The 21196-nt window shown below is 63.8% G+C and carries 20 protein-coding genes and 3 tRNA genes; 17 read left to right on the top strand and 6 right to left on the bottom strand.

All coding sequences use genetic code 11. The features are described from left to right. Window positions 1-2 precede the first annotated feature (2 nt). Genes U0004_RS21810 through denD form a run of 6 tightly spaced genes read left to right on the top strand, consistent with a single transcriptional unit; the run spans window position 3 to window position 5940 of the window. The gene (locus U0004_RS21810) at window positions 3-1271 is read left to right on the top strand and encodes an MFS transporter (RefSeq protein ID WP_327076262.1); all 1269 of its coding nucleotides are present in this window, start codon (window positions 3-5) and stop codon (window positions 1269-1271) included. A 14-nt stretch (window positions 1272-1285) separates the two neighbouring features. Further along, a complete protein-coding gene (ltnD, locus tag U0004_RS21805) occupies window positions 1286-2185 on the top strand; it encodes an L-threonate dehydrogenase (RefSeq protein ID WP_070254047.1) in 900 nt (299 codons plus the stop codon). A gap of 20 nt (window positions 2186-2205) precedes the next feature. Continuing rightward, a complete protein-coding gene (gene otnK / locus U0004_RS21800; RefSeq protein ID WP_081345452.1) occupies window positions 2206-3507 on the top strand; it encodes a 3-oxo-tetronate kinase in 1302 nt (433 codons plus the stop codon). Further along, a complete protein-coding gene (gene otnC / locus U0004_RS21795) occupies window positions 3504-4148 on the top strand; it encodes a 3-oxo-tetronate 4-phosphate decarboxylase (protein WP_034788996.1) in 645 nt (214 codons plus the stop codon). The genes otnK and otnC overlap by 4 nt, the downstream gene beginning before the upstream one ends. 20 nt (window positions 4149-4168) lie before the next feature. Beyond that, complete coding sequence (gene otnI / locus U0004_RS21790) at window positions 4169-4960, top strand: 2-oxo-tetronate isomerase (RefSeq protein WP_070254042.1); 792 nt, start codon at window positions 4169-4171, stop codon at window positions 4958-4960. A 2-nt stretch (window positions 4961-4962) separates the two neighbouring features. Next, window positions 4963-5940, top strand: coding sequence for a D-erythronate dehydrogenase (gene denD / locus U0004_RS21785; RefSeq protein WP_070254034.1), 978 nt, complete (start codon window positions 4963-4965; stop codon window positions 5938-5940). On the opposite strand, the gene U0004_RS21780 is transcribed toward denD, so the two are convergent. Then, the gene (locus U0004_RS21780) at window positions 5937-6779 is read right to left on the bottom strand and encodes a helix-turn-helix domain-containing protein (RefSeq protein ID WP_231958015.1); all 843 of its coding nucleotides are present in this window, start codon (window positions 6777-6779) and stop codon (window positions 5937-5939) included. The genes denD and U0004_RS21780 overlap by 4 nt on opposite strands. Before the next feature lie 56 nt (window positions 6780-6835). Between U0004_RS21780 and U0004_RS21775 the strand changes: the two genes are divergently transcribed. Continuing rightward, entirely contained in the window at window positions 6836-7333 is a 498-nt protein-coding gene (locus tag U0004_RS21775) for a DUF3224 domain-containing protein (RefSeq protein WP_231958017.1), read from the top strand. 24 nt (window positions 7334-7357) lie between these two features. Here the strand turns inward: U0004_RS21775 and uvrB are convergent, their stop codons facing one another. Next, window positions 7358-9445, bottom strand: a complete 2088-nt coding sequence (uvrB, locus tag U0004_RS21770; RefSeq protein WP_034788988.1) for an excinuclease ABC subunit UvrB — start codon at window positions 9443-9445, stop codon at window positions 7358-7360. A gap of 112 nt (window positions 9446-9557) precedes the next feature. Here uvrB and U0004_RS21765 point away from each other — a divergent pair, with 112 nt between their 5' ends. The 5 genes from U0004_RS21765 (at window position 9558) to U0004_RS21745 (ending at window position 11810) form a co-directional block, all read left to right on the top strand. Next, complete coding sequence (locus U0004_RS21765) at window positions 9558-10772, top strand: amino acid aminotransferase (RefSeq protein WP_174718107.1); 1215 nt, start codon at window positions 9558-9560, stop codon at window positions 10770-10772. Window positions 10773-10903: 131 nt separating this feature from the next. Further along, window positions 10904-10979: transfer RNA gene (locus tag U0004_RS21760), tRNA-Asn, on the top strand. A 136-nt stretch (window positions 10980-11115) separates the two neighbouring features. After that, a tRNA-Asn gene (locus U0004_RS21755) sits at window positions 11116-11191 on the top strand. A gap of 123 nt (window positions 11192-11314) precedes the next feature. Beyond that, window positions 11315-11641, top strand: a complete 327-nt coding sequence (locus U0004_RS21750) for a Dabb family protein (RefSeq protein ID WP_081345588.1) — start codon at window positions 11315-11317, stop codon at window positions 11639-11641. A 93-nt stretch (window positions 11642-11734) separates the two neighbouring features. Then, window positions 11735-11810, top strand: a tRNA-Asn gene (locus tag U0004_RS21745). 248 nt (window positions 11811-12058) lie between these two features. Here the strand turns inward: U0004_RS21745 and U0004_RS21740 are convergent. From U0004_RS21740 to U0004_RS21725, 4 genes are all read right to left on the bottom strand, one after another. Then, the gene (locus U0004_RS21740) at window positions 12059-13081 is read right to left on the bottom strand and encodes an alpha/beta fold hydrolase (protein WP_230520921.1); all 1023 of its coding nucleotides are present in this window, start codon (window positions 13079-13081) and stop codon (window positions 12059-12061) included. A gap of 99 nt (window positions 13082-13180) precedes the next feature. After that, on the bottom strand, window positions 13181-14203 hold the full coding sequence (locus U0004_RS21735; protein ID WP_070255765.1) for a sulfotransferase: 1023 nt from the start codon (window positions 14201-14203) through the stop codon (window positions 13181-13183). Continuing rightward, on the bottom strand, window positions 14200-14946 hold the full coding sequence (locus U0004_RS21730; protein ID WP_070255762.1) for an aspartyl/asparaginyl beta-hydroxylase domain-containing protein: 747 nt from the start codon (window positions 14944-14946) through the stop codon (window positions 14200-14202). Before U0004_RS21730 ends, U0004_RS21735 begins: the two co-directional genes overlap by 4 nt. Continuing rightward, window positions 14931-15449, bottom strand: a complete 519-nt coding sequence (locus tag U0004_RS21725) for a GNAT family N-acetyltransferase (protein WP_070255759.1) — start codon at window positions 15447-15449, stop codon at window positions 14931-14933. The genes U0004_RS21730 and U0004_RS21725 overlap by 16 nt, the downstream gene beginning before the upstream one ends. Window positions 15450-15597: 148 nt before the next feature. Between U0004_RS21725 and U0004_RS21720 the strand changes: the two genes are divergently transcribed. The 5 genes from U0004_RS21720 (at window position 15598) to U0004_RS21700 (ending at window position 21191) form a co-directional block, all read left to right on the top strand. Then, window positions 15598-16620: an SAM-dependent methyltransferase gene (locus U0004_RS21720; protein ID WP_070255756.1), complete on the top strand. Its 1023-nt coding sequence runs from the start codon at window positions 15598-15600 to the stop codon at window positions 16618-16620. Between the two features lie 119 nt (window positions 16621-16739). After that, window positions 16740-17399: a sugar dehydrogenase complex small subunit gene (locus tag U0004_RS21715; RefSeq protein ID WP_070255753.1), complete on the top strand. Its 660-nt coding sequence runs from the start codon at window positions 16740-16742 to the stop codon at window positions 17397-17399. After that, window positions 17396-19054: a GMC family oxidoreductase gene (locus U0004_RS21710; protein WP_070255750.1), complete on the top strand. Its 1659-nt coding sequence runs from the start codon at window positions 17396-17398 to the stop codon at window positions 19052-19054. Before U0004_RS21715 ends, U0004_RS21710 begins: the two co-directional genes overlap by 4 nt. Further along, the gene (locus tag U0004_RS21705) at window positions 19051-20511 is read left to right on the top strand and encodes a c-type cytochrome (RefSeq protein WP_081345587.1); all 1461 of its coding nucleotides are present in this window, start codon (window positions 19051-19053) and stop codon (window positions 20509-20511) included. Before U0004_RS21710 ends, U0004_RS21705 begins: the two co-directional genes overlap by 4 nt. A gap of 278 nt (window positions 20512-20789) precedes the next feature. Continuing rightward, complete coding sequence (locus U0004_RS21700; protein WP_034788967.1) at window positions 20790-21191, top strand: GtrA family protein; 402 nt, start codon at window positions 20790-20792, stop codon at window positions 21189-21191. The last annotated feature ends 5 nt before the right edge of the window (window positions 21192-21196 follow it).

Below are 21196 nucleotides of genomic sequence, written 5' to 3'. Positions count from 1 at the left end.
CCATCGATGACGCCGTCTACCGCAAGGTGACCTGGCGCATCATTCCCTTCCTCATGCTGTGCTACATCGTCGCTTATCTCGACCGTGTGAACGTGGGCTTCGCCAAGCTGCAAATGCTGGCCGACCTGCAGTTTTCCGAAACCGTGTATGGCCTGGGTGCGGGCGTGTTCTTTCTTGGCTACTTCCTGTTCGAGGTGCCCAGCAATGTGATGCTGCACAAGATCGGCGCGCGCGTGTGGATCGCCCGCATCATGATCACCTGGGCCATCATCTCGGGCGCCTTCATGTTCGTCACCACGCCAACCCAGTTCTACGTCATGCGCTTCCTGCTCGGCATCGCCGAAGCGGGCTTTTTCCCCGGCATCATCCTGTATCTGACCTACTGGTATCCGTCCGAGCGCCGCGCGCGCATGGTGTGCACCTTCATGGCCGCCATTCCCGTCGCGGGCCTGATCGGCGGCCCCCTGTCGGGATGGATCATGGAAACCTTCGCCGGCTGGCACGGCTATGCGGGCTGGCAGTGGATGTTCGTGCTCGAAGCGATTCCCGCCGCGCTGATGGGCGTGGCCGTGCTGCTGTACCTCGATAACAGCATCCGCGCCGCGAAGTGGCTGACGGAAGATGAAAAAGTCATCCTCGAACAGCGCATCGCCACGGAAGCGCAGGGCAAGGTCTCGCACCCGTCGATCCGCGCCATGTTTGCCGACCCGCGCATCTGGGTCATGGCCCTGATCTATTTCTGCTGCGTGATGGGCCAGTATTCGCTGACCTTCTGGCTGCCCAGCCTGATCAAGGCGGCCGGCGTGACGGGCGTGCTCAATATCGGCCTGTTCACGGCGATCCCGTACTCGGTAGCCGTGGCGTCGATGATCCTGCTGGGCCGCAGTTCGGACAAATACCGCGAACGCCGCTGGCACATGGCCATCCCGCTCGTGGTGGGCGCCGCCGCCATCGTCTGCAGCGCGCTGGCCGGCGCCCACAACACGGGCTGGGCCATCTTCTTCCTGACGATCGCCGCCGGCGGCATCCTCGCCGCCTCGCCCATGTTCTGGAGCCTGCCGACGGCTTTCCTCGGTGGCGTCTCGGCCGCTGCCGGTATCGCCGCCATCAACTCGGTGGGCAATCTGGCCGGTTTCGCGGCGCCGTACATGATCGGTTCCATCAAGGACCTGACACAGTCGACCGACATCGCCATCTACCTGCTGGCCGGCATCCTGGTGATTGGCGCCATCATCATCATGCGCGTGCCGGCCAAGCTGGTGAACAAATAAAACTGGAGTAGAAGATGAACGTAGCAATCAAAAAAGTGGGCGTGATCGGCCTGGGCGCCATGGGCATGGGCATCGCGCAATCGTTGCTGCGCGCGGGCTTCGACGTGCATGCCTGCGACGTGCGTCCGGAAACCGTGCAGACGCTGGCCGGCCAGGGCGCCCATGCGGCGCCGTCTCCCGCCGCGCTGGCGGCGCAGGTGCAAGCCTTGCTGATCGTTGTCGTCAATGCGCAGCAGACGGAGGCCGTGCTGTTTGGCGAACACGGCGCGGCGGCCAGCCTGGCGCCGGGCAGCGTGGTGATCGCCTGCGCCACCGTGGCGCCCGAGTTTGCCGAGGCCCTCGGCGCGCGCCTGGCGGCCATGGGATTGCGCTTCATCGACGCGCCCATTTCCGGCGGCGCGGCCAAGGCGGCTGCCGGCGAGATGTCGGTGATGGCGGCCGGCGCGCCCGATGCGTTCGACGCTTGCGCCGGGATTTTCGACGCCATCTGTGCAAAGCTGTACCGCCTGGGCGAACAGCCGGGGCAGGGGTCGAAAGTCAAGATGATCAACCAGTTGCTGGCCGGGGTGCACATCGCCGCCGCAGCCGAAGCGATGGCGCTGGGCCTGCGTGCCGGCTGCGACCCGGACGCCCTGTACGAAGTCATTTCGAACAGCGCCGGCAGTTCCTGGATGTTCCAGAACCGGGTGCCGCATATTTTGAAAGGCGACTACGCGCCGCTGTCGGCCGTGAATATCTTCGTCAAGGATTTGGGCATCGTGCTCGATTACGCAAAAAAAAGCGTGTTCCCGCTGCCCCTGTCGGCCACGGCGCACCAGATGTTCATGCAGGCGTCGGCGGCAGGCTTTGGCGGCGAGGACGACTCGGCCGTCATCAAGACTTTCCCGGGCATCGATCTGCCGGCGAAAGCGTAACTGAATAAAAAGGAACAATCATGACCGTACTACTGGGATGTATCGCCGACGATTTCACGGGTGGCACCGACCTGGCCGGCATGCTGGTCAAGGCCGGCATGCGTACGGTGCAGCTGATCGGCGTGCCGCAAGGTCCGCCGCCAGCCGATGTCGACGCCGTCGTCATCGCCCTCAAGTCGCGCACGAATGCGCCCGAGGAGGCGGTGGCTGAATCGCTGGCCGCGCTGGCCTGGCTGCAGCAAGCCGGATGCAGGCAGTTCTATTTCAAGTACTGCTCCACGTTCGACTCCACGCCGCGCGGCAATATCGGCCCCGTGGCCGAGGCGCTGATGCGGGCGCTCGACACGGATTTTACGATTGCCTGCCCGGCGTTCCCCGCCAACGGCCGCACCATCTACAAGGGCAACCTGTTCGTCGGCGACGTGCCGCTGGCCGAATCTGGCATGCGCGACCATCCCTTGACGCCGATGACGGATTCGAACCTGGTACGCGTGCTGCAGCAGCAGGTGCAAGCCAAGGTAGGCCTGGCCGATTTCTCCGTGGTGGAGAAGGGCGCCGCCGCCATCGCCCAGCGCTTCACGGACTTGCGCGGCCACGGCTGCCATTTCGCCGTCGTCGATGCCGTCTCGAACCGCGACCTGGAAGCCATCGGCGCCGCCTGCGCGGACCTGAAACTGATCACGGGCGGCTCCGGCATCGCCCTGGGACTGCCACAGAATTTCCGCCAGCGGGGCCAGCTGGCGCCATCGCCTGCGGGCCAGGCGGGACGCTTGCCGCCACCGACGGGCTTGCGTGCCGTGATCTCGGGCAGCTGCTCCGTGGCCACGCAGCAGCAGGTGGCGCACTTGCGCGAACTGGCGCCATCGTTCCACGTCGACCCTTTGCAGCTGGCGGCCGGTGGCGAGGTGGTCGACGCCGTCGTGGAGCAAGCCCTGGCCTGGGCCGGCGCGCACCTGGCGCAAGGCCCGGTGCTGATCTACGCCACGGCCACGCCGGACGCCGTGCGCGCCGTGCAGGCGCAACTGGGCGTGGAGCGGGCCGGCGCCCTCGTCGAGGAAACCCTGGCCGCCATCGCGCAGGGGCTGGTGCGCCTCGGCGTGGGCCAGCTGATCGTCGCTGGCGGCGAAACGTCGGGCGCGGTAGTAAAAGCGCTGGGTGTGGCGGGTTTGCGCATCGGCCCCGAGATCGATCCTGGCGTGCCGTGGACGCAAGCCTTGCCGGCGCTGGGCGAAGATGGCGCGGCGCCGTTGGCGCTGGCCCTCAAGTCCGGCAATTTCGGTACGGTGGATTTCTTCAGCAAGGCCTGGCAGGTGCTGGCATGAGCACCACGGAATCGCGTCAGCGCGAGCTGATCGTCGACTTCGGCAAGTCGCTGTTCGAGCGGGGCTTGACGGCCGGCAGCAGCGGCAACCTGAGCGTGCGCCTGTCCGACGGCTGGCTGCTCACGCCAACGAATGCCAGCCTGGGGCGGCTCGATCCGGCGCAATTGTCAAAGCTGGACTGGGACGGCAACCTGATCAGCGGCGCGCCGCCGTCAAAAGAGGCGTTCCTGCACCGCGCCATGTATGCGGAGCGGGGCGGTGCCGGCGCCATCGTGCATTTGCACTCGACGCATTCGGCGGCCGTGTCGTGCATGTGCGGCTTGAACCATGACGACTGCATTCCACCCCTGACGCCATATTTTGTGATGAAGGTGGGGCGCTTGCCCCTGGTGCCATATCACCGGCCGGGCGACCCGGCGCTGGCGGGCGCGATTGGCGCCATGGCGCGCAAGCATTCGGCCGTGCTGCTGGCCAATCACGGTCCCGTCGTCTCTGGCACGAGCCTGGAAGCGGCCGTGTATGCGGCCGAGGAACTGGAAGAGACGGCCAAGCTGTTCCTGCTGCTGCGCGACGTGCCCACGCGCCCGCTCGACGCGGCGCAGATCGCCGACCTGAAGCACACGTTCAAACTCGAACTATAAGATTCCCAAGGAGATATCGCATGCCCCGCTTTGCCGCCAACCTGACCATGATGTTCAATGAAGTGCCCTTCCCGCAGCGTTTTGCCGCCGCCGCGCAAGCGGGTTTCCAGGGCGTCGAATTTCTGTTCCCTTACGATTACGCGCCGCAGGAAGTCGCGGGCTGGCTGCGCGAGCACGGCTTGCAGAACGTGCTGTTCAACCTGCCGCCGGGCGACTGGGCGGCCGGTGAGCGGGGCATCGCTTCGCTGCCGGGCCGCGAAGCGGAATTCCGCGCTGGCGTGGCGCGCGCCATCGAATACGCGCTGGCGCTGGGCACCCCGCGCGTGCACATGATGGCGGGCTTGCTGCCCGTGGGCGCCGACCTTGCCCTGCACCGCGCCACCTACCTGGCCAATCTGCAGTACGCGGCCAGGGCCGTGGGCGAGCATGGCATCGAGCTCTTGATCGAACCGATCAACGGACGCGACATGCCCGGCTACTTCCTCGTCACGCAGGCGCAGGGCCATGCGCTGCGCCTGGAGTCAGGCGCGTCCAACGTCAAGGTACAGATGGATTTTTATCACACGCAGATCGTCGAAGGCGATATCGCCATGACGTTCAGGAACAACTTCGACGGCATCGGCCATGTGCAGATCGCCAGCGTCCCGGCCCGCAATGAACCGGACGATGGCGAAGTCAATTACCCGTATTTATTCACGCTGCTGGATGACCTGGGCTACGAGGGCTGGATCGGCTGCGAATACCGTCCGCGCGGGCGCACCGAAGAGGGCCTGGGCTGGCTCGCCGCTTACAACAACAAACAAGGAGCATGAAGATGAAAGTACTCATTACCGGCGGCGCCGGTTTCCTGGGGCAGCGCCTGGCGCGCCAGTTGCTGGCGCAAGGCCCGCTGACGGACAGCCAGGGCCAGTTGCAAACGATCAGCGAGCTGGTATTGGTCGACGTGGTGGCTGCGCATGACTTCAACGATGCGCGCGTAAAAGTCGTCACGGGTGACATCGCCGACGGTGCCCTGATGCGCGCCACCATCGATGCGCAGACAAGCTCGATCTTTCACCTGGCCGCCATCGTCAGCGGCCAGGCGGAAGCCGATTTCGAGCTGGGCATGCGCATCAACCTCGATGCGTCGCGTTTGCTGCTCGATATCTGCCGCGAACTGGGACACAAGCCGAAAGTGGTGTTTACCAGTTCCGTGGCCGTGTATGGCGGCAAGCTGCCGGACGTGGTGCAGGATACGACGGCGTTGAACCCGCAGTCGTCCTACGGCGCGCAAAAGGCCATCGGCGAACTGCTGCTCAACGATTACAGCCGCCGCGGCTTTGTCGATGGCCGCGTGCTGCGTTTGCCGACCATCAGCGTGCGCCCGGGCAAACCGAACAAGGCGGCGTCGTCGTTCGCCAGCGGCATCATCCGCGAACCCTTGAATGGCGAGGCGGCCGTCTGCCCCGTGTCCACCGACCTGCGTCTGTGGCTGCTGTCGCCGCGCGGCGCCATCGCTTCCCTGATCGCCGGCCATGAATTGGCGGGCGAGGCGTTTGGCGCCAGCCGCACGGTGAACTTGCCGGGCTTGAGCGTGAGCGTGGGCGAAATGATCGCCGCACTCGAAGCCGTAGCCGGCAGCGAAGTGGCGGCCCGCATCAGCTACGCGCCCGATCCTGCCGTCGAGCGCATCGTCAAGAGCTGGCCCGGCGCCTGGGATACGGCACGGGCCGAAGCGCTGGGTTTGACGGCCGATGCGGATTTCGCCGCCATCATCCGTGCGTATGTCGACGACATGAAAGCGGCCGGCTAGGCGACTGTCGCCAGCTGCGAGCGGCGATAGTCGAGCGGCGTACTGCCCACCAGTTCCGCAAAACTGCGGCTGAAATGGGCCTGGTCAAAAAAGCCCAGTTCATGCGCCAGGCTGGCCAGGTCGGGCGCATCGGGCTGCGCCAGGCGCCAGATCGCTTCCTGCAGGCGGTAGCGCTGGATCACCCATTTCGGCGGCACGCCCACGTAGTTGGCGAACAGGCGCTGCAGCCGGCGTTCGCCGATGGCCATCTTTTCGCACAACTGCGCCACGCTCGCCGGGCCGTTGCGGGCCGCCGCCGCGGCAGTCAGCCTGGCGGCCAGCAGGGCGGCGTCATCGGCTTGCGGCAGCCTTGCCTGCAGCAGCGCCTGTGCCTGCGCCACCATGGCCGTATCGCCGGCTTGCTGCAGTACCAGCGCCTCGGCTTGCGCAGCCGGCATGTCCAGCAGGGCATCGGCGGCGATGGTCGTATCGGTGAACGACGATAAGGGCTGAGTGATGAACGGGCGCAGGCCGCCCGGCGCAAAACGCACGCCCAGCACCTTGCCTGCACCAATCAAGGGCCTGTCAAAGGCGCCGCGCACCACGCCATGGATGGCGGTGCGCCCAAGCTCGAAGACCAGGTGGGCGTTCGGGTAGGGCAGCACGCGCTGCGTCTGCGGCGCGCAGCCCCGCCTGTCCCATTCCACGACCCAGAAGTACTCGACGAACGGCGCCAGCGCGCCAGCCGGCGGATAGGTCGCCAGCCGTATGCGGCGCGCCGCTGCCTGCGGGTCGACGATGCCTTTCGGCGCCTGGCCGCGCGCGGCGAGCACATTGCGCGTGCTGTCGGTTTTATCCAATATTTGTCTCCTGCGCTGCCTTAAGCTGCTTCTCTCGCATCGATTGAAAGGGAATCATGAAATCACACAGTTTGCCGGGCCTGGTGCTGGCCGCATGTTGTCTATCGGTGGCGCCAGCCGGCGCCGCCTCGTTTGCAGAAGGGGATCATCGCATGCATGTGCACGCCACAGGAAGTTTCAGCATCACCATGACGCCATCCGCGGCGCCGCAGCGCTCCGGGCGCACGACCTTGGGCAAGGTACTGCTCGACAAAGTCTATGCCGGCGACCTGGTCGCCACTGCCACGGGCGAGATGCTCAATGCCGTCACCGACACCAAGGGCGCGGCCGCTTATGTCGCCATGGAAGCCATCACGGGCGTCCTGCAGGGCAGGGAAGGCAGCTTCGTGGCGCAGCATGCGGGCACGATGGCCGATGGCAAGCAGCATCTGTCCATCGTGATCGTGCCGCATTCCGGCACGGGGCAGCTGACGGGCATCAGCGGCACGCTGGCCATCCGCATCGTCAATGGCCAGCATTTCTACGACATCGACTATTCGCTGCCGCAGCCGTAGGCCAGGCAAGGCACGGATAGCCGTTTATTTGCCCAGGATCGACGCCACGTTGTCGGTGCCGGGCGCGCCGAACAGCTGCTGCTTGAGGACGTGCAGCTGGTCGCGCACCTGCGCCGCCTTTTCGAACTCCAGGTTCTTGGCGTGGTCGACCATCAGTTTTTCCAGGCGCTTGATTTCCTTGCTGACCTGTTTCTCGCTCATGGCTTCGAACTTGGCCGCTTCCTGCGCCACTTGCAGGGTTTCTCGCGCTTCCTGCGGGCTGTAGACGCCGTCGATCATTTCGCGGATCGATTTCTTGACGCCGATCGGGATGATGTTGTTGGCCGTATTGAAGGCGATCTGCTTGGCGCGGCGGCGTTCCGTCTCGTCGATGGCGCGGCGCATGGAGTCCGTGATGCGGTCGCCGTACAGGATCGCCGTGCCGTTCAGGTTGCGCGCGGCGCGGCCGATGGTCTGGATCAGGCTGCGCTCGGAGCGCAAGAAGCCTTCCTTGTCCGCGTCGAGGATGGCGACCAGCGACACTTCCGGCAAGTCCAAGCCTTCGCGCAGCAGATTGATCCCCACCAGCACGTCGAAGGTGCCCAGGCGCAGGTCGCGCAGGATTTCCACGCGCTCCACCGTCTCGATATCGCTGTGCAGGTAGCGCACCTTGATGCCATGGTCGCCCAGGTATTCCGTCAACTGCTCCGACATGCGCTTGGTCAGGGTCGTCACCAGCACGCGTTCGTCCTTCTTGATGCGCTCGACGATTTCCGACATCAGGTCGTCCACCTGGCTGCTGGCGGGGCGCACGATGATCTGCGGGTCGACCAGGCCGGTCGGGCGCACGACCTGCTCGACCACCTGGTCGGAATGGCTCTTTTCGTATTCGGCCGGCGTGGCCGAGACGAACACGGTCTGGCGCATCTTCTGTTCGAATTCCTCGAATTTCAAGGGCCGGTTGTCGAGGGCCGACGGCAGGCGGAAGCCGTAGTCGACCAGATTCGTCTTGCGCGAACGGTCGCCGTTGTACATGGCGCTCAGCTGGCCCGTCAGCACGTGCGACTCGTCGAGGAACATCAGGGCGTCGGGCGGCAGGTAGTCGACCAGGGTCGGCGGCGGCTCGCCCGGCAGCGCACCGGACAGGTGGCGCGAGTAGTTCTCGATGCCCTTGGTGAAACCGATTTCCGCCATCATTTCCAGGTCGAAGCGCGTGCGTTGCTCCAGCCGCTGCTCTTCGATCAGTTTATTCTCCTTGCGGAAGAACTCGAGACGCTCGCGCAGCTCGTCCTTGATGGTCTCGACGGCGCGCAGCACGGTGGAGCGGGGCGTCACGTAGTGCGAGCCCGGGTACACGGTGAAGCGGGGGATTTTCTGGCGCACTCTGCCCGTCAGCGGGTCGAACAGCTGGATCGATTCGATCTCGTCGTCGAACATTTCCAGGCGCACGGCCAGTTCCGCATGCTCGGCCGGGAAGATGTCGATGGTATCGCCGCGCACGCGGAAGGTGCCGCGGCCGAAGTCGACCTCATTGCGCGTGTACTGCATCTGGATTAGGCGCGCGATGACGTCGCGCTGCGCGACCCTGTCCTTGACGCGCAAGGTCAAAATCATCTGGTGGTACTCGTTCGGATTGCCGATACCGTAGATGGCCGAGACGGTGGCGACGATGATGACGTCGCGCCGCTCCATCAGCGACTTGGTGCACGACAAACGCATCTGCTCGATATGTTCGTTGATCGACGAGTCCTTTTCGATGAACAGGTCGCGCTGCGGCACATAGGCTTCCGGCTGGTAGTAATCGTAGTAGCTGACGAAGTATTCGACCGCGTTCTGCGGGAAAAAGTCGCGGAACTCGCTGTACAGCTGCGCCGCCAGGGTCTTGTTCGGCGCGAAGACGATGGCGGGCCGGCCCATGCGCGCGATGACGTTGGCCATGGTGTAGGTCTTGCCCGAACCGGTCACGCCCAGCAGGGTCTGGAAGGCCAGTCCGTCGGCAATCCCCTCGGATAACTGGTCGATTGCCGTGGGCTGGTCACCGGCCGGAGGAAAGGGCTGGTGCAGCTTGAAGGGGGAGTCCGGGAAAGAGATAATTGCGCTTTCCGCCTCGCTGGCGGTAGATAATTCGGGCATGTGAATCAGACCTTTGTTAGAATAGTGCTCTGCTGGCGGCCCTGGCGTTGTATTTTGGGGCGCTGTCTACAACTCCGCTGTGAACCTGCTTCCAATCGAATCCAATCTTATCATGACGAACCCAACTGTTTCTGCCAGTCTGTTTAGCGCCATCGAGATGGCCCCACGCGACCCGATCCTGGGCATCACCGAAGCATTTAACGCGGACCAGAATCCCGCCAAAATCAATCTGGGCGTTGGCGTCTATTATGACGACAACGGCAAGGTGCCTCTGTTAGCTTGCGTACGCAAGGCGGAAGCCATCCTGATCGAACAGGCGGCGCCACGCACCTATCTGCCGATCGAAGGCCTCGCTGCCTACGACAAGGCGGTGCAAGAACTCGTATTTGGCGCCGATAGCACCGTAATTCAAGAGCGCCGCGCCGTGACCGTGCAAGCCATCGGCGGCACGGGCGCATTGAAGATCGGTGCCGACTTCCTGCAGCGCTTCGCGCCGGGTGCCCAGGTCTACATCAGCGACCCGAGCTGGGAAAACCACCGCGCGCTGTTTGAAAACGCCGGTTTCGTCGTGAATAACTACACCTACTACGATGCCGCCACCCATGGCGTGAACTTCGACGGCATGCTGGCCAGCCTGAACGCCATGCCAGCCGGCTCCATCGTCGTGCTGCACGCCTGCTGCCACAACCCGACCGGCGCCGACCTGAGCGTGGCCCAGTGGGATCAGATCATCAGCGTGGTGACCTCGCGCGGCCTGGTGCCGTTCCTGGACATGGCGTATCAAGGCTTCGCCAACGGCATCGCCGAAGATGGCGCCGTGGTGCGCCGCTTCGCCGACGCGGGCGGCCCGCTGCTGGTGTCGAACTCGTTCTCGAAATCGTTCTCGCTGTACGGCGAGCGCGTGGGCGCCCTGAGCGTCGTCGCCGCCAGCGCCGACGAAGCGGCCCGCCTGCTGTCGCAACTGAAGCGCGTCGTGCGCACCAACTACTCGAACCCGCCAGTACACGGCGGCAAGGTGGTCGCCACCGTCCTGGCCACGCCGGAACTGCGCCAGCTGTGGGAAGAGGAACTGGCCGGCATGCGCGTGCGCATCCGCGAAATGCGCAATGCCTTCGTGGAAAAGCTGAAAGCCAAGGCGCCGGCCCACGACTTCGAATTCGTGCGCCAGCAAATCGGCATGTTCTCGTACTCCGGTCTCACCAAGGAGCAGGTGGCATCGCTGCGCGAGCAGTCGATCTACGCCGTCGACACGGGCCGTATTTGCGTGGCAGCATTGAATTCGCGCAATATCGACATCGTTATTGACGCGATCGCCAAAGTGCTTTAAGATCTTGCTTCTTCGGCGCTGCATGCAAGTGCGGCGCTGATGGCGGTAGAAAGTCGGCGATGGCCGTGTTTGTGTAGATGCAGTATCAGTCTTGCAAATATGGAACAAGCGACATATAATATTGCCTCTTTTCCCTGATAGCTCAGTTGGTAGAGCGACGGACTGTTAATCCGCAGGTCCCTGGTTCGAGTCCAGGTCGGGGAGCCAGAATTCGGAAGGCCACGTTGAAAAACGTGGCCTTTTTTGTTATTGCGCCGCCTGGCATGGGCGCCAGGGCAAGATAAGATTTCCCCTATGGAAATCTGGACAGCGCCAAGTTTGGCCTATATAATACGGCCTCTTTTCCCTGATAGCTCAGTTGGTAGAGCGACGGACTGTTAATCCGCAGGTCCCTGGTTCGAGTCCAGGTCGGGGAGCCAGAATTCGGAAGGCCATGTTGAAAAACATGGCCTTTTTTGTTTTCTGCCGCAGCCCGCAGGGACGGCCGGTGCGTTATCGCGTTTTGCGCTATCCTGAATGCATCACTTCAGGAGCACCTTCCCATGACTTGTCCCTCCGCCTTGCGCCATATCGTCCTGTGCGACTTCCTCGATGGCATCACGTCTGCCAAGCACGCCGAGCTCGTCTACGAGTTTTCCCAGCTGAAACACCGCATTCCCGGCGTGCGGCAATTTGAATGGGGGCCGAACGTCAGCCCGGAAGGCCTCGACGATGGCTTTACCGATTGCTTTACCCTGACCTTCGATGACGCCGGCGCGCGCGACGTGTATCTGAGCCATGCGGCCCACCTGGCCTTTGTCGAGCAGCTCAAGCCATGGCTGGGTCGCGTGCTGGTCTTTGACTACTATCCGCAAGAGCATCCCGGCTGACCGCTGCCAGGCAGGGTAGCGCCGGGAAAATACACATTTTTCTGGGGGAAATCTGGACATCGTAAAATTTACCCTATAGAATGCGGCCTCTTTTCCCTGATAGCTCAGTTGGTAGAGCGACGGACTGTTAATCCGCAGGTCCCTGGTTCGAGTCCAGGTCGGGGAGCCAGAACACGCAGTAGCAAAAAGCCCAGCCTTCACCGGTTGGGCTTTTTGCGTTGCAGGGCCCGCGTGCGACGCCCGTGTCGCTCGACGGTGGTCGAAGTTGCCGGGAGTCATGCCATTTATATTTCGCAAGCCCGCGCGGTGGCGTTGCTGATCGGCAAGGCTGCGGCGAGCATTGCCGGCGACTAGGCCGGCAGTACGCCGGCCAGTCTGTCGGCCCTCCAAAAGGGCCCCATGTCATGGGGCGTCGTATCAGAACTTGGCAGTCGCATCCAATGTCTTGATGATGGCTTCTTGAAATTGCACCGGTTCATCCTGGTGTATCTGATGCCCGGAATGCTCGAAGAAAAACAAGCCCTTCCTTGGCGCCTTCAAGGTCTCGAAATACGCCTGCGTGATCCTGGTCGAGGTCTGGATATCGTTTTTGCCGACGAAGAAATACACGGGGCAGTCAACGCTCTTCAAGGTCTTGGGCAAATCAATGTTCATGACCTCGTTCCAGACGGGCGACCAGGTTTTTGACCATTGCAGAAAACCCGTCTTGAACCCTTCGCTCGTCGCAAATGCCTTGCCATCCTTGTAAAAAAGCCATTTCCTTAAATAAAACATGCTTTCGTCACTTGCAAACGGAAAATTGATGCTGTTCAGCTCCTGGCTGGCGACGGCATTGTCCTTGAAATGCACTTTCAAGGCTTGCAGCAATTCCTTCTCGCTTTCCAGCTGGCTCACGACAGGATTCGACGCGAAATAGGCATGCAGCAGTTCCGGGTGACGCTTGACGATATCAAAGCCCAGGACGTTGCCCCAGGAACTGCCCAGCAAGTATATTTTGTCCTGCTTTAACTCCTTGCGCAGAAACTGGATGACTTGATACGTATCCTGCTCCATCTGCCCGACGGATGGCTGCGTGGGGGAGGGATTCAGTTTCAAGGTTTTTCCGGCATCCCGCTGGTCCCATTGCACAATCGTAAATCTGCTTTTCAGGAGATTCGTAAAGGCATCCGCCCCCTTGATCATGGAGCTTCCCGGGCCGCCGGATAAAAATAGCAGCACGGGCTTGTTCGCGTCGTCCGTCCTGATTTCCACCACTTGCTTGATGCCGCCAATATCGGGTGTCAGGGTGGTGGTGACTTCCGCGGAAGCCGGTTTCGCTTCCGCCGTGGTTTGCGCCTGGCATGCGTAGAAGGGAATCAGGGCGGTCAAGAGCACTGCCAATGTCATTTTTTTTATCATGGTGTGAGGGTCAGTTTCAGGTTGCTTGTAAGGGCGGCGCATTGCACGCGGGGATTGCGCCGTAGTTGAACAGCTATCTATCGCATGGTCTTGAGCGGGTACGTCGACATGCCTCCTTGTCAGAGTTGGGTTTCATGGAAGTCATTGGCTTTGCCCGGCATGCAGCCGCAACGCTTCCAGCGCCAGATAGCCTGGTTGCAATTGCGCGGCGATGGCGGCCAGGCCGTCTGCTGCTGGCACTGGCGGATCGCCGCGGTAGACGGTGCCGTATTTCGCATGCACGCCGCCGCGCGCGCGCATCGCTTGCAACTGCGTCGCTGTAGTGGCGATGCCGAAGCGGGCCAATAAATCGCTGAAGAGGATGCCTGGCAATTGCTTGTAGTTAATTAACTGCAACTGGCCGGCGGCCGCATGGGGCAGGGCGGCGTTGAGCAGGCTGGCCAGCACCAGGCCCGTATAACCGTCGATATCGCCCGGCGCCAGCTGGTGCGCGGGCAGCGGCAGCTGTGCCGGGTGCAGCATGCCGGGCACCATTTGCGGCCCGCGCTGGCGCTGGTGCGAGGCGAGCACGGCCAGCGGTTCGCGGTAGACGAACAGGCAGGGCGTGCCGGGAAATGCTTGCCGCAGCAAGTCCAGGCTGTGGATGTGCCAGCAGTCGAACTTGATGATGAAGTGTGATTCTTCGCCGGAGCGGCGCTGGCCCAGTGCCAGGATGGCCTGGCGCAGCAGGGTGATGCTGGCCGCCGGGTCGCCGCTGTCGTGATGCAGGCGCAGCAGCGAGTCGATAACGGGCGGCTCGGACATGACTATGCATTGCGGCAAGGACGCCAGCAGCTGGCTCAGCAGGGTTGAGCCGCAGCGCGAGACGTGGAAGATGAAGGCGTCTGGCGCCAGGCAATCGCCGGGCGTCGCCAGCGCGGCCAGCGGCGTGCGGCAGACGCGGCGCTCCTCGTGCGGCTGGCGCGTCAGCGTATTGACAAAGAAGGCGTCGCTGAAAGCCGTTTCTCCCAGCTCGCGCCAGCACATGGCAGCGTCCGCCAGCGCATCGCCGCGCTCCACGTACAGCGGATACCAGCCGCGCAGATCCATGCCCTCGTGCCATGCCACCGTCTCGCCCCTGGCCAGCAGGCGTTCTTGCTGGGCCAGGCCCGGCGCGGCGCTCACGGCGCGCTCCCGTCTGCCAAGGCGGCCAGGGCGGCCAATTCCCTGGCCAGTGCCAGGCTGGCAGGCGAGGGCGACAATCGCAGCTGGGCGATGACGGCCCGCACATTGCCATCGTGGATGCCGGGGTCGCCATACTTGTGGGCCGCTTTCGGCACGAATCCCGCCGAGGCGAACAGCGCTTCGAGCCAGGCATTGGTGACGCAGTCGAGCACGAGGTGGATGCGCGGCGTCGTGCCCCGGTTGTGCACCGCGTGCAGGCAGCTGGCGTCCATGTACCAGGCGTGGCCAGCCGTGAAGTGGACAGTTTCACCATCGATGGTAAACAGCACCTGCGGCGAAGTGTGGATGGGGATGTGGATGCGGATCAGGCCATCGGCCAGCGACGTGCCGGCGTCGCGGTGCGCGCGGATGATGGCGCCCGGCGCCAGCGCCATCAGGCGCGCGGCGCGGATCTCGCATGCGAAGCTGGCAAGCACTTCGCGCAGGCAGGGGCAGCGCGCCAGTTGCGGCGTGCCTGCGTAGGCGGCGCCGTCGACGGGCATGATGTTGTCGGCTGCACCGCCGGGCGAGAACAGCGGCACGCAGCTCCAGCCCTGGTCGTAGGCGCCCGTATTGAAATGGCTGATCCACTCGTCCGTGGCGAACTGGTCGCTGTCGTCCTGCATGCGCGCCACGTCGAAGTGCAGCGGCAGCTGCAGCCAGCTGCTGGGGATATGTTGCGCCGGCACTATGGCGCGCTCCATTCCAATTGCTCCTGCACCTCGTTTTCCCCGCGCAGGCGAAAGCCCAGCCGCTGGTACAGGGTGCGCGCGGCGGCGTTGCTTTTGTTGACGGCAAGGTGGATCTGCCATTGCTCCGCGCCCGCTTGCGCCTGCAGGCCGCGCAGCACGGCGCTGCCGGCGCCCTGGCCTTGCGCGGCGGGCAGGATGGCGATGTCGACCAGGTGCAGCACCTGATCCTGGCGGTCCAGGATCAGGCGGCCGATGGGGGTATCGCCGTGCTGCAGCACCAGGTACACGGCGTGCGGATAGGCCTGGCGGTAGCCGTGGCTTTGCATGCGCTGCTGCATGGCGATCAGCTGTTCGATGACGGCGGGCTCGGCCGGCATCTGGCGCAAGTCGCCGCGTGTGGAACTGTACAGCGCGGCGGCAAAGCCATCGTCGTCGTCGCGCTGGACGCGCAACTGGTAGGGGGCGGGCAGGCTGGCGAGGACGAGGGTGAGGTCGGAAAGCGGCAAGGCGTGCATCGATGCTCCGGTAGGTGTTTGCGGCTGGAGATAAATTAACAGGCGTACAGTTATTTGCTATGCTGCCAATTTTTCCGCGTACTTGCAATCATTTCAAGGAAGCCGCCATGCATTCTGTCTTTATCCCGTCTTGCCAGTGGAGTCTCGCATGAATCCGGCACGCGCGGAACTGGCCGCCATCGCGGCTGCGCTGTGCGATCCGCAGCGTTCGCTGGCAAGCCTGGTCGGCGAAACGGTGCAGCTGCGCCAGCTCGTCGAACGCCATTCGCGCCTGCCCATGGACCGGCAGGACGGTTTGCGCGACGGCGAAAGCTTTCTTCCCAGCGGCTGGGCCATCTCGCCCGTGCAGGCGGGCCTGTGCGCGCGCGAGCCGTACCGCAGCGCCGCCTTCATCCAGGGCCTGGCCCTGGCCGTGCGCGAGCGCCTGGAGGTGAGCGGTGGCCGGCCCGTGCGCGTGCTGTATGCGGGCTGCGGCCCGTTCGCCTTGCTGGCCCTGCCGGTGATGGCCATGCTGGATGCGGACTTGGTGCAGTTTGCCATCCTCGACGTGCATGCCGAGACCCTGGCCTATGCGCGCGAACTGATTGCAAGCCTGGGCCTGGATCGCCATGTCACGGCATACATTTGCGCCGACGCGGCCGCCTACCGCATTGCTGGCGGCGCCATGCCGGACGTGATCGTCAGCGAAACCATGAATACGGCGCTGGGCAAGGAGCCGCAGGTGGCCATCCTGCGCAATCTGCACGCGCAAGCGCCTGCGGCGGCGGCGCTGCTGCCGGCGTCCGTTACCGTGCACCTGGGCCTGGACCGGCGCGCGCCGGATGCACCGTGCACCGACTGGGGGCGCGTGTTTGCCCTCGATGGTGACGCCCTGCGCGCCTGGCAGGACGAGCAGGGCGACAGTTTGCCGGCCGCCAGCATCCGCCTGCCTGACGTGCTGGAGCAGGCGCCGCGCCTGCTGACGCGCATCCGCGTGCATGGCGACATCGTCCTGGGCGACCATGACTGCAGCCTGAACCTGCCCCTGGCCCTGCCGGGCAAGCCGGCCCTGGCTGGCGGCAGCGTGCTCGACTTCCATTACCGCCTGGGCGGCCAGCCGGGACTGGCGTTTAGCGTGCGCGACACGCCTGAATCCATCCAGGAATTGCACCAGCCAGTGTCTCAGTCGTAATACTACATTGGCAGACAATTTACTTCTGTAGGATAATATGGAACCGGTTCCATCTATGCGCAAATGCAATGTAGCGCAATCATCGAAGTCAATAAAACAACAAGTCTTGCGGGAGTCTCATGAACCATCCAGGCAGCGAACCATCTGCAACATCCGTTTCATCCCTTCCCCGCATCAGCCGCCGCCACGCCCTGATCGGCCTGGCCGCCTTGCTGGCGCAGGCAGGTTTCTGGAGCAATCCCCTGTCCGCCGCCATGCAGGCGCCGGCCAGCGCTCCGGCACCCGGCCTGGCGCCCGTCACGATGCTGTTCTACACCTTGTCGCAAACGATCACGGGCCACCGCGATTTGTCCGCCGACACGGCGGCGCGCATCGAGCAAGCCATGCGCACGAACGTGCCCGGCTTTGCCGAGCGCTTACCGCAACTGGGCGCGCTGCTCGTCACGGGCCAGGAAGCGAAAGCCCTGCTGGCGGCCGCCAGCGCCGCGGACACCGGCCTGCGCGAACTGGCGCTGGCCATCGTTGCCGCCTGGTACACGGGCACTGTCGCCGGCAACGCGGCGCAGGGCACGAAATCCATCGTCGTTGCGTATGCGGAAGCGTTGATGTACCGCACGGTGGCCGATGGCCAGGTCGTGCCGACCTATTGCAATTACGGCCCCTTGTGGTGGCTGAAGGCGCCGCCGGCCGTGCGCGTCTCCGCGCCCGTGGCGCCAAAACCCGTACCGGCCCCGGCCACCACCGGCACTCCCGAACCGAAAGGCAAGCAAGCAAAATGAAATCACCCCAATTCAAGAGTAATGGCGACGTCGTCGCCGATGTCGTCATCGTCGGTACTGGCGTCGTCGGCGCCATGATGGCCGACCAGTTGGCCGCACAGGGTCACTCCGTGATCATGCTGGAAGCGGGCTTGCGCATCGAGCGGGGCCAAGCCGTGGAAAACTGGCGCAACATGCCGTTCGAGAATCGCGTCGGGTCCGACTTCCAGGGGCTGTATCCGCAGGCCGACAACGCGCCCGCGCCGCTGTATTTCCCGAAGAATAACTACGTGGAATTGTCCGGCCCCAGCGGCAGCAGTTTCCAGCAGGGCTATCTGCGCACGGTGGGCGGCACGACCTGGCACTGGGCCGCGTCGTGCTGGCGCCATTTGCCGTCCGACATGCGCATGAAAAGCGATTACGGGGTGGGACGCGACTGGGCCATTTCCTACGATGAGCTGGAACCGTACTATTGCCGCGCCGAACAGGAAATGGGCGTGGCCGGCCCCAACGATCCCGCCCTGCAATCGCCCAGCGAACGCAGTGCGCCGTACCCGATGGACATGGTGCCCTGGGGCTATGGCGACAAGCGCTTCGCCGAAGTAGTCAACCCCCACGGCTACCGCTCCGTGCCGATCCCGCAAGGCCGCTCGACGCGTCCGTGGCAGGGCCGTCCGACCTGCTGCGGCAATAACAATTGCCAGCCGATCTGCCCCATCGGCGCCATGTACAACGGCATCCACCACGTGGAGCGTGCCGAGCTGAAAGGCGCGGGCGTGCTGGCCGAGGCCGTCGTCTACCGCATCGACACGGACCAGAACAACCGCGTGACGGCCGTGCACTGGTATGACGCGAAGAAACAGTCGCATATGGCGACGGGCAAGGCTTTCGTGATTGCCTGCAACGGCATCGAAACGCCGCGTTTGCTGCTGCTGGCGGCCAACCAGAACAATCCGAACGGCATCGCCAACAGTTCTGATCAAGTCGGCCGCAACATGATGGACCACTCGGGTTTCCACTGTACTTTCCTCGCCAATGAACCGATCTGGACGGGCCGTGGTCCTGCGCAGAGCAGCTGCCTGGTGGGCCCGCGCGATGGTGCCTTCCGTGCACAGTATTCGGCCAACAAGATGATCCTGAACAATATCACCCGCGTCGGACCCGCTACGCAGCAGTCGTTGAAGCTGGGCCTGGTGGGCAAGGACCTCGACGATGAAATCCGCCGCCGCGCCGCGTTTGGCGTGGACTTGTCGATCAGCCTGGAACCGCTGCCCGAAGCGCATAACCGTTTGACCTTGAGCAAGACGCGCAAGGACCCGCTGGGCCTGGCTTGTCCCGACATTTACTATGACGTGGGCGATTACGTGCGCAATGGCGCGAAGGCCGCGCATGCGCAGCTCGAGCACATCGGCAAGCTGTTCGGCGCCGTGGAATTCCATATCACCGAGAGCCTGAACGCGAACAACCACATCATGGGCGGCGTCATCATGGGCAGTAACCGTGCCGATTCTGTGGTCGACGGCAATTGCCGCGCGCACGACCATGCCAATTTGTGGCTGCCGGGCGGCGGCGCCATGCCGTCGGCCAGCGTGGTCAACACCACCCTCAGCATGGCAGCGCTCGGCTTGCGCGCGGCCGACGACATCGCCCGCACCCTGGCAAGGGAGGCAGCATGATGCGCCGTTTATTACTGAGCCTGGCGCTGGTGGCCGGCTTGCCGCTGGCCGCCCACGCTGTGCCACCGGCACCGCCTGTCACCCTGACGCCGGACCGCCCGGCCGCGCCTTCGGCTGCCAGTCCCGATGCGCGCCTGGAGCGGGGTCGCTACCTGGCCATCGCGGCCGATTGCATGGCTTGCCATACGGCAGCGGGCGGCAAGCCGTATGCGGGTGGCTACGCCATCGATTCTCCGCTGGGCACGATCTACGCGACGAACATCACGCCGTCGAAACAAGGCGGCATCGGCCACTACACGGAAGCCGACTTTGCGCGCGCGCTGCGGGAAGGCGTGCGCGCCGACGGCAGCCATCTGTATCCGGCCATGCCCTACACCAGCTATGCGCAGCTGACGGATGCGGACGTGGGCGACCTGTATTATTACTTCATGCAGGCCGTCAAGCCCGTCGATGAGCCGGCGCGCCAGACGGCCCTGCCATTCCCGTTCAATGTGCGCTTGTCGATGCTGGGCTGGAATACCTTGTTCCTTGACAATAAACGCTTCGTGCCGGACGCGGCGAAGAGCGCGCAGATCAACCGCGGCGCCTACCTGGCCGAAGGCCTGGCGCACTGCAGCGCCTGCCACACGCCGCGCAACGCGCTGATGGCGGAAATCGGCAGCCAGACCCTGGCCGGCGCGTCGCTTGGTTCCTGGCATGCGCCGAACATCACGTCCGACAAGGTCAGCGGCATCGGCGCGTGGACGGATGCGGAAATCACGGCCTACCTGAAGACGGGCCACGTGGAAGGCAAGGGGCAGGCGGCGGGCGGCATGGCCGAAGCCATCCAGAACAGCCTGCAATTTTTGCGCGACGACGACGTGGCCGCCATCGTGGCCTGGCTGCGCACAGTGCCGCCCGTGCGCGCGCCGGGCCAGACGAAAGCTGCCTTCAGCCATGGCAGCGCCGCCAGCGAAGAGCCGTTGCTGCGCGGCATGGCCGGTTCCACCGAGCACCATTCGCTCAACAGTGGCGCCGTGCTGTTTTCCGGCTACTGCGCCAGCTGCCATTCGGCCAGCGGCGCCGGCAGCACGGGGCAGGCGTATCCCGCCCTGTTCCACAACACGGCGACGGGCGGCAACACGCCGGCCAATCTGGTCTCGGCCATGTTGTTCGGCGTCGAGCGCAAGATCGAAGGGGAAGAACACGAAGCGTTCATGCCCCGTTTCGACCAGCGTTCCTACGTGCAGCCATTGACGGATGAGCAGATCGCCGCTATCGCCAATTACGTATTGAAACAGTACGGCAACCCCGATGTATCCGTCACGCCCGCGTATGTGGCGCAGGCGCGCAGCGGCGGCGAGAAGCCCTTGCTGGCGCGCGCACAACCGTTCATGCTACCGGGCGGCATCGTGGGAATCTTGCTGCTGATCGCGCTGTTCGTGTGGCTGCGCCGACGCCGCCAGCGCAAGGAATAAGTACGCCTATCAAAACCTGCTGCGCGTCGTAATTTGCGGTCTGCGATGCTCACTGCCTCGGCGGCCCCGTACTTCGTACAGTTGCGCTTCTCAACCACAACTTCCTTCCGCTCGCTACGGTTTTGTTAGGCGTTGTAAGTGTCGAAACGGCGGCGAATATGAACGTTGGGCGCAACTTGCAGTAAAATGCAGGCTGAAAAATGGTTACGAGCAATCGTAGCCATTTTTTATTCTGGCCTGATCCTGGCGATTGTTTTCGTCTTATTTGAAAATTGACAATGTCCCATTCCCTGCATCACCAATTTTTACGTTTCGCCGCCGTCGGCGCTTCCGGCACGGCCGTGCAATACAGCGTGCTGTGGGGCGGCGTGGAATGGGCCGGCATCAGCGCCGCCGCCGCGTCCGGCATCGGCTACATCCTCGGTTCCGTCGTCAACTACCTCCTCAATTACTTTTTCACGTTTAAAAGCGACAAGGGCCATGGCGAGGCGGCCAGCAAGTATTTCACCTTGCTGGGCATCGGCTGGTGCATCAATACGGGCCTGATGTGGCTGCTGGTACACCAGCTGGGCTGGTATTACTGGCTGGCGCAGGTGCTGGCGACGGGCATCGGGCTGGTCTGGAATTTTGCGGGCAGCCGCTGGTGGGCCTTCAAGCCGGCCGGCGCAGCGGGAAAGTAGTCATT

This window comes from Janthinobacterium lividum, from assembly GCF_034424625.1.
Classification (GTDB): domain Bacteria; phylum Pseudomonadota; class Gammaproteobacteria; order Burkholderiales; family Burkholderiaceae_D; genus Janthinobacterium; species Janthinobacterium lividum.
Note: the sequence above shows the minus strand (reverse complement) of the source record. Positions and strands in the feature narration are given on the sequence as shown.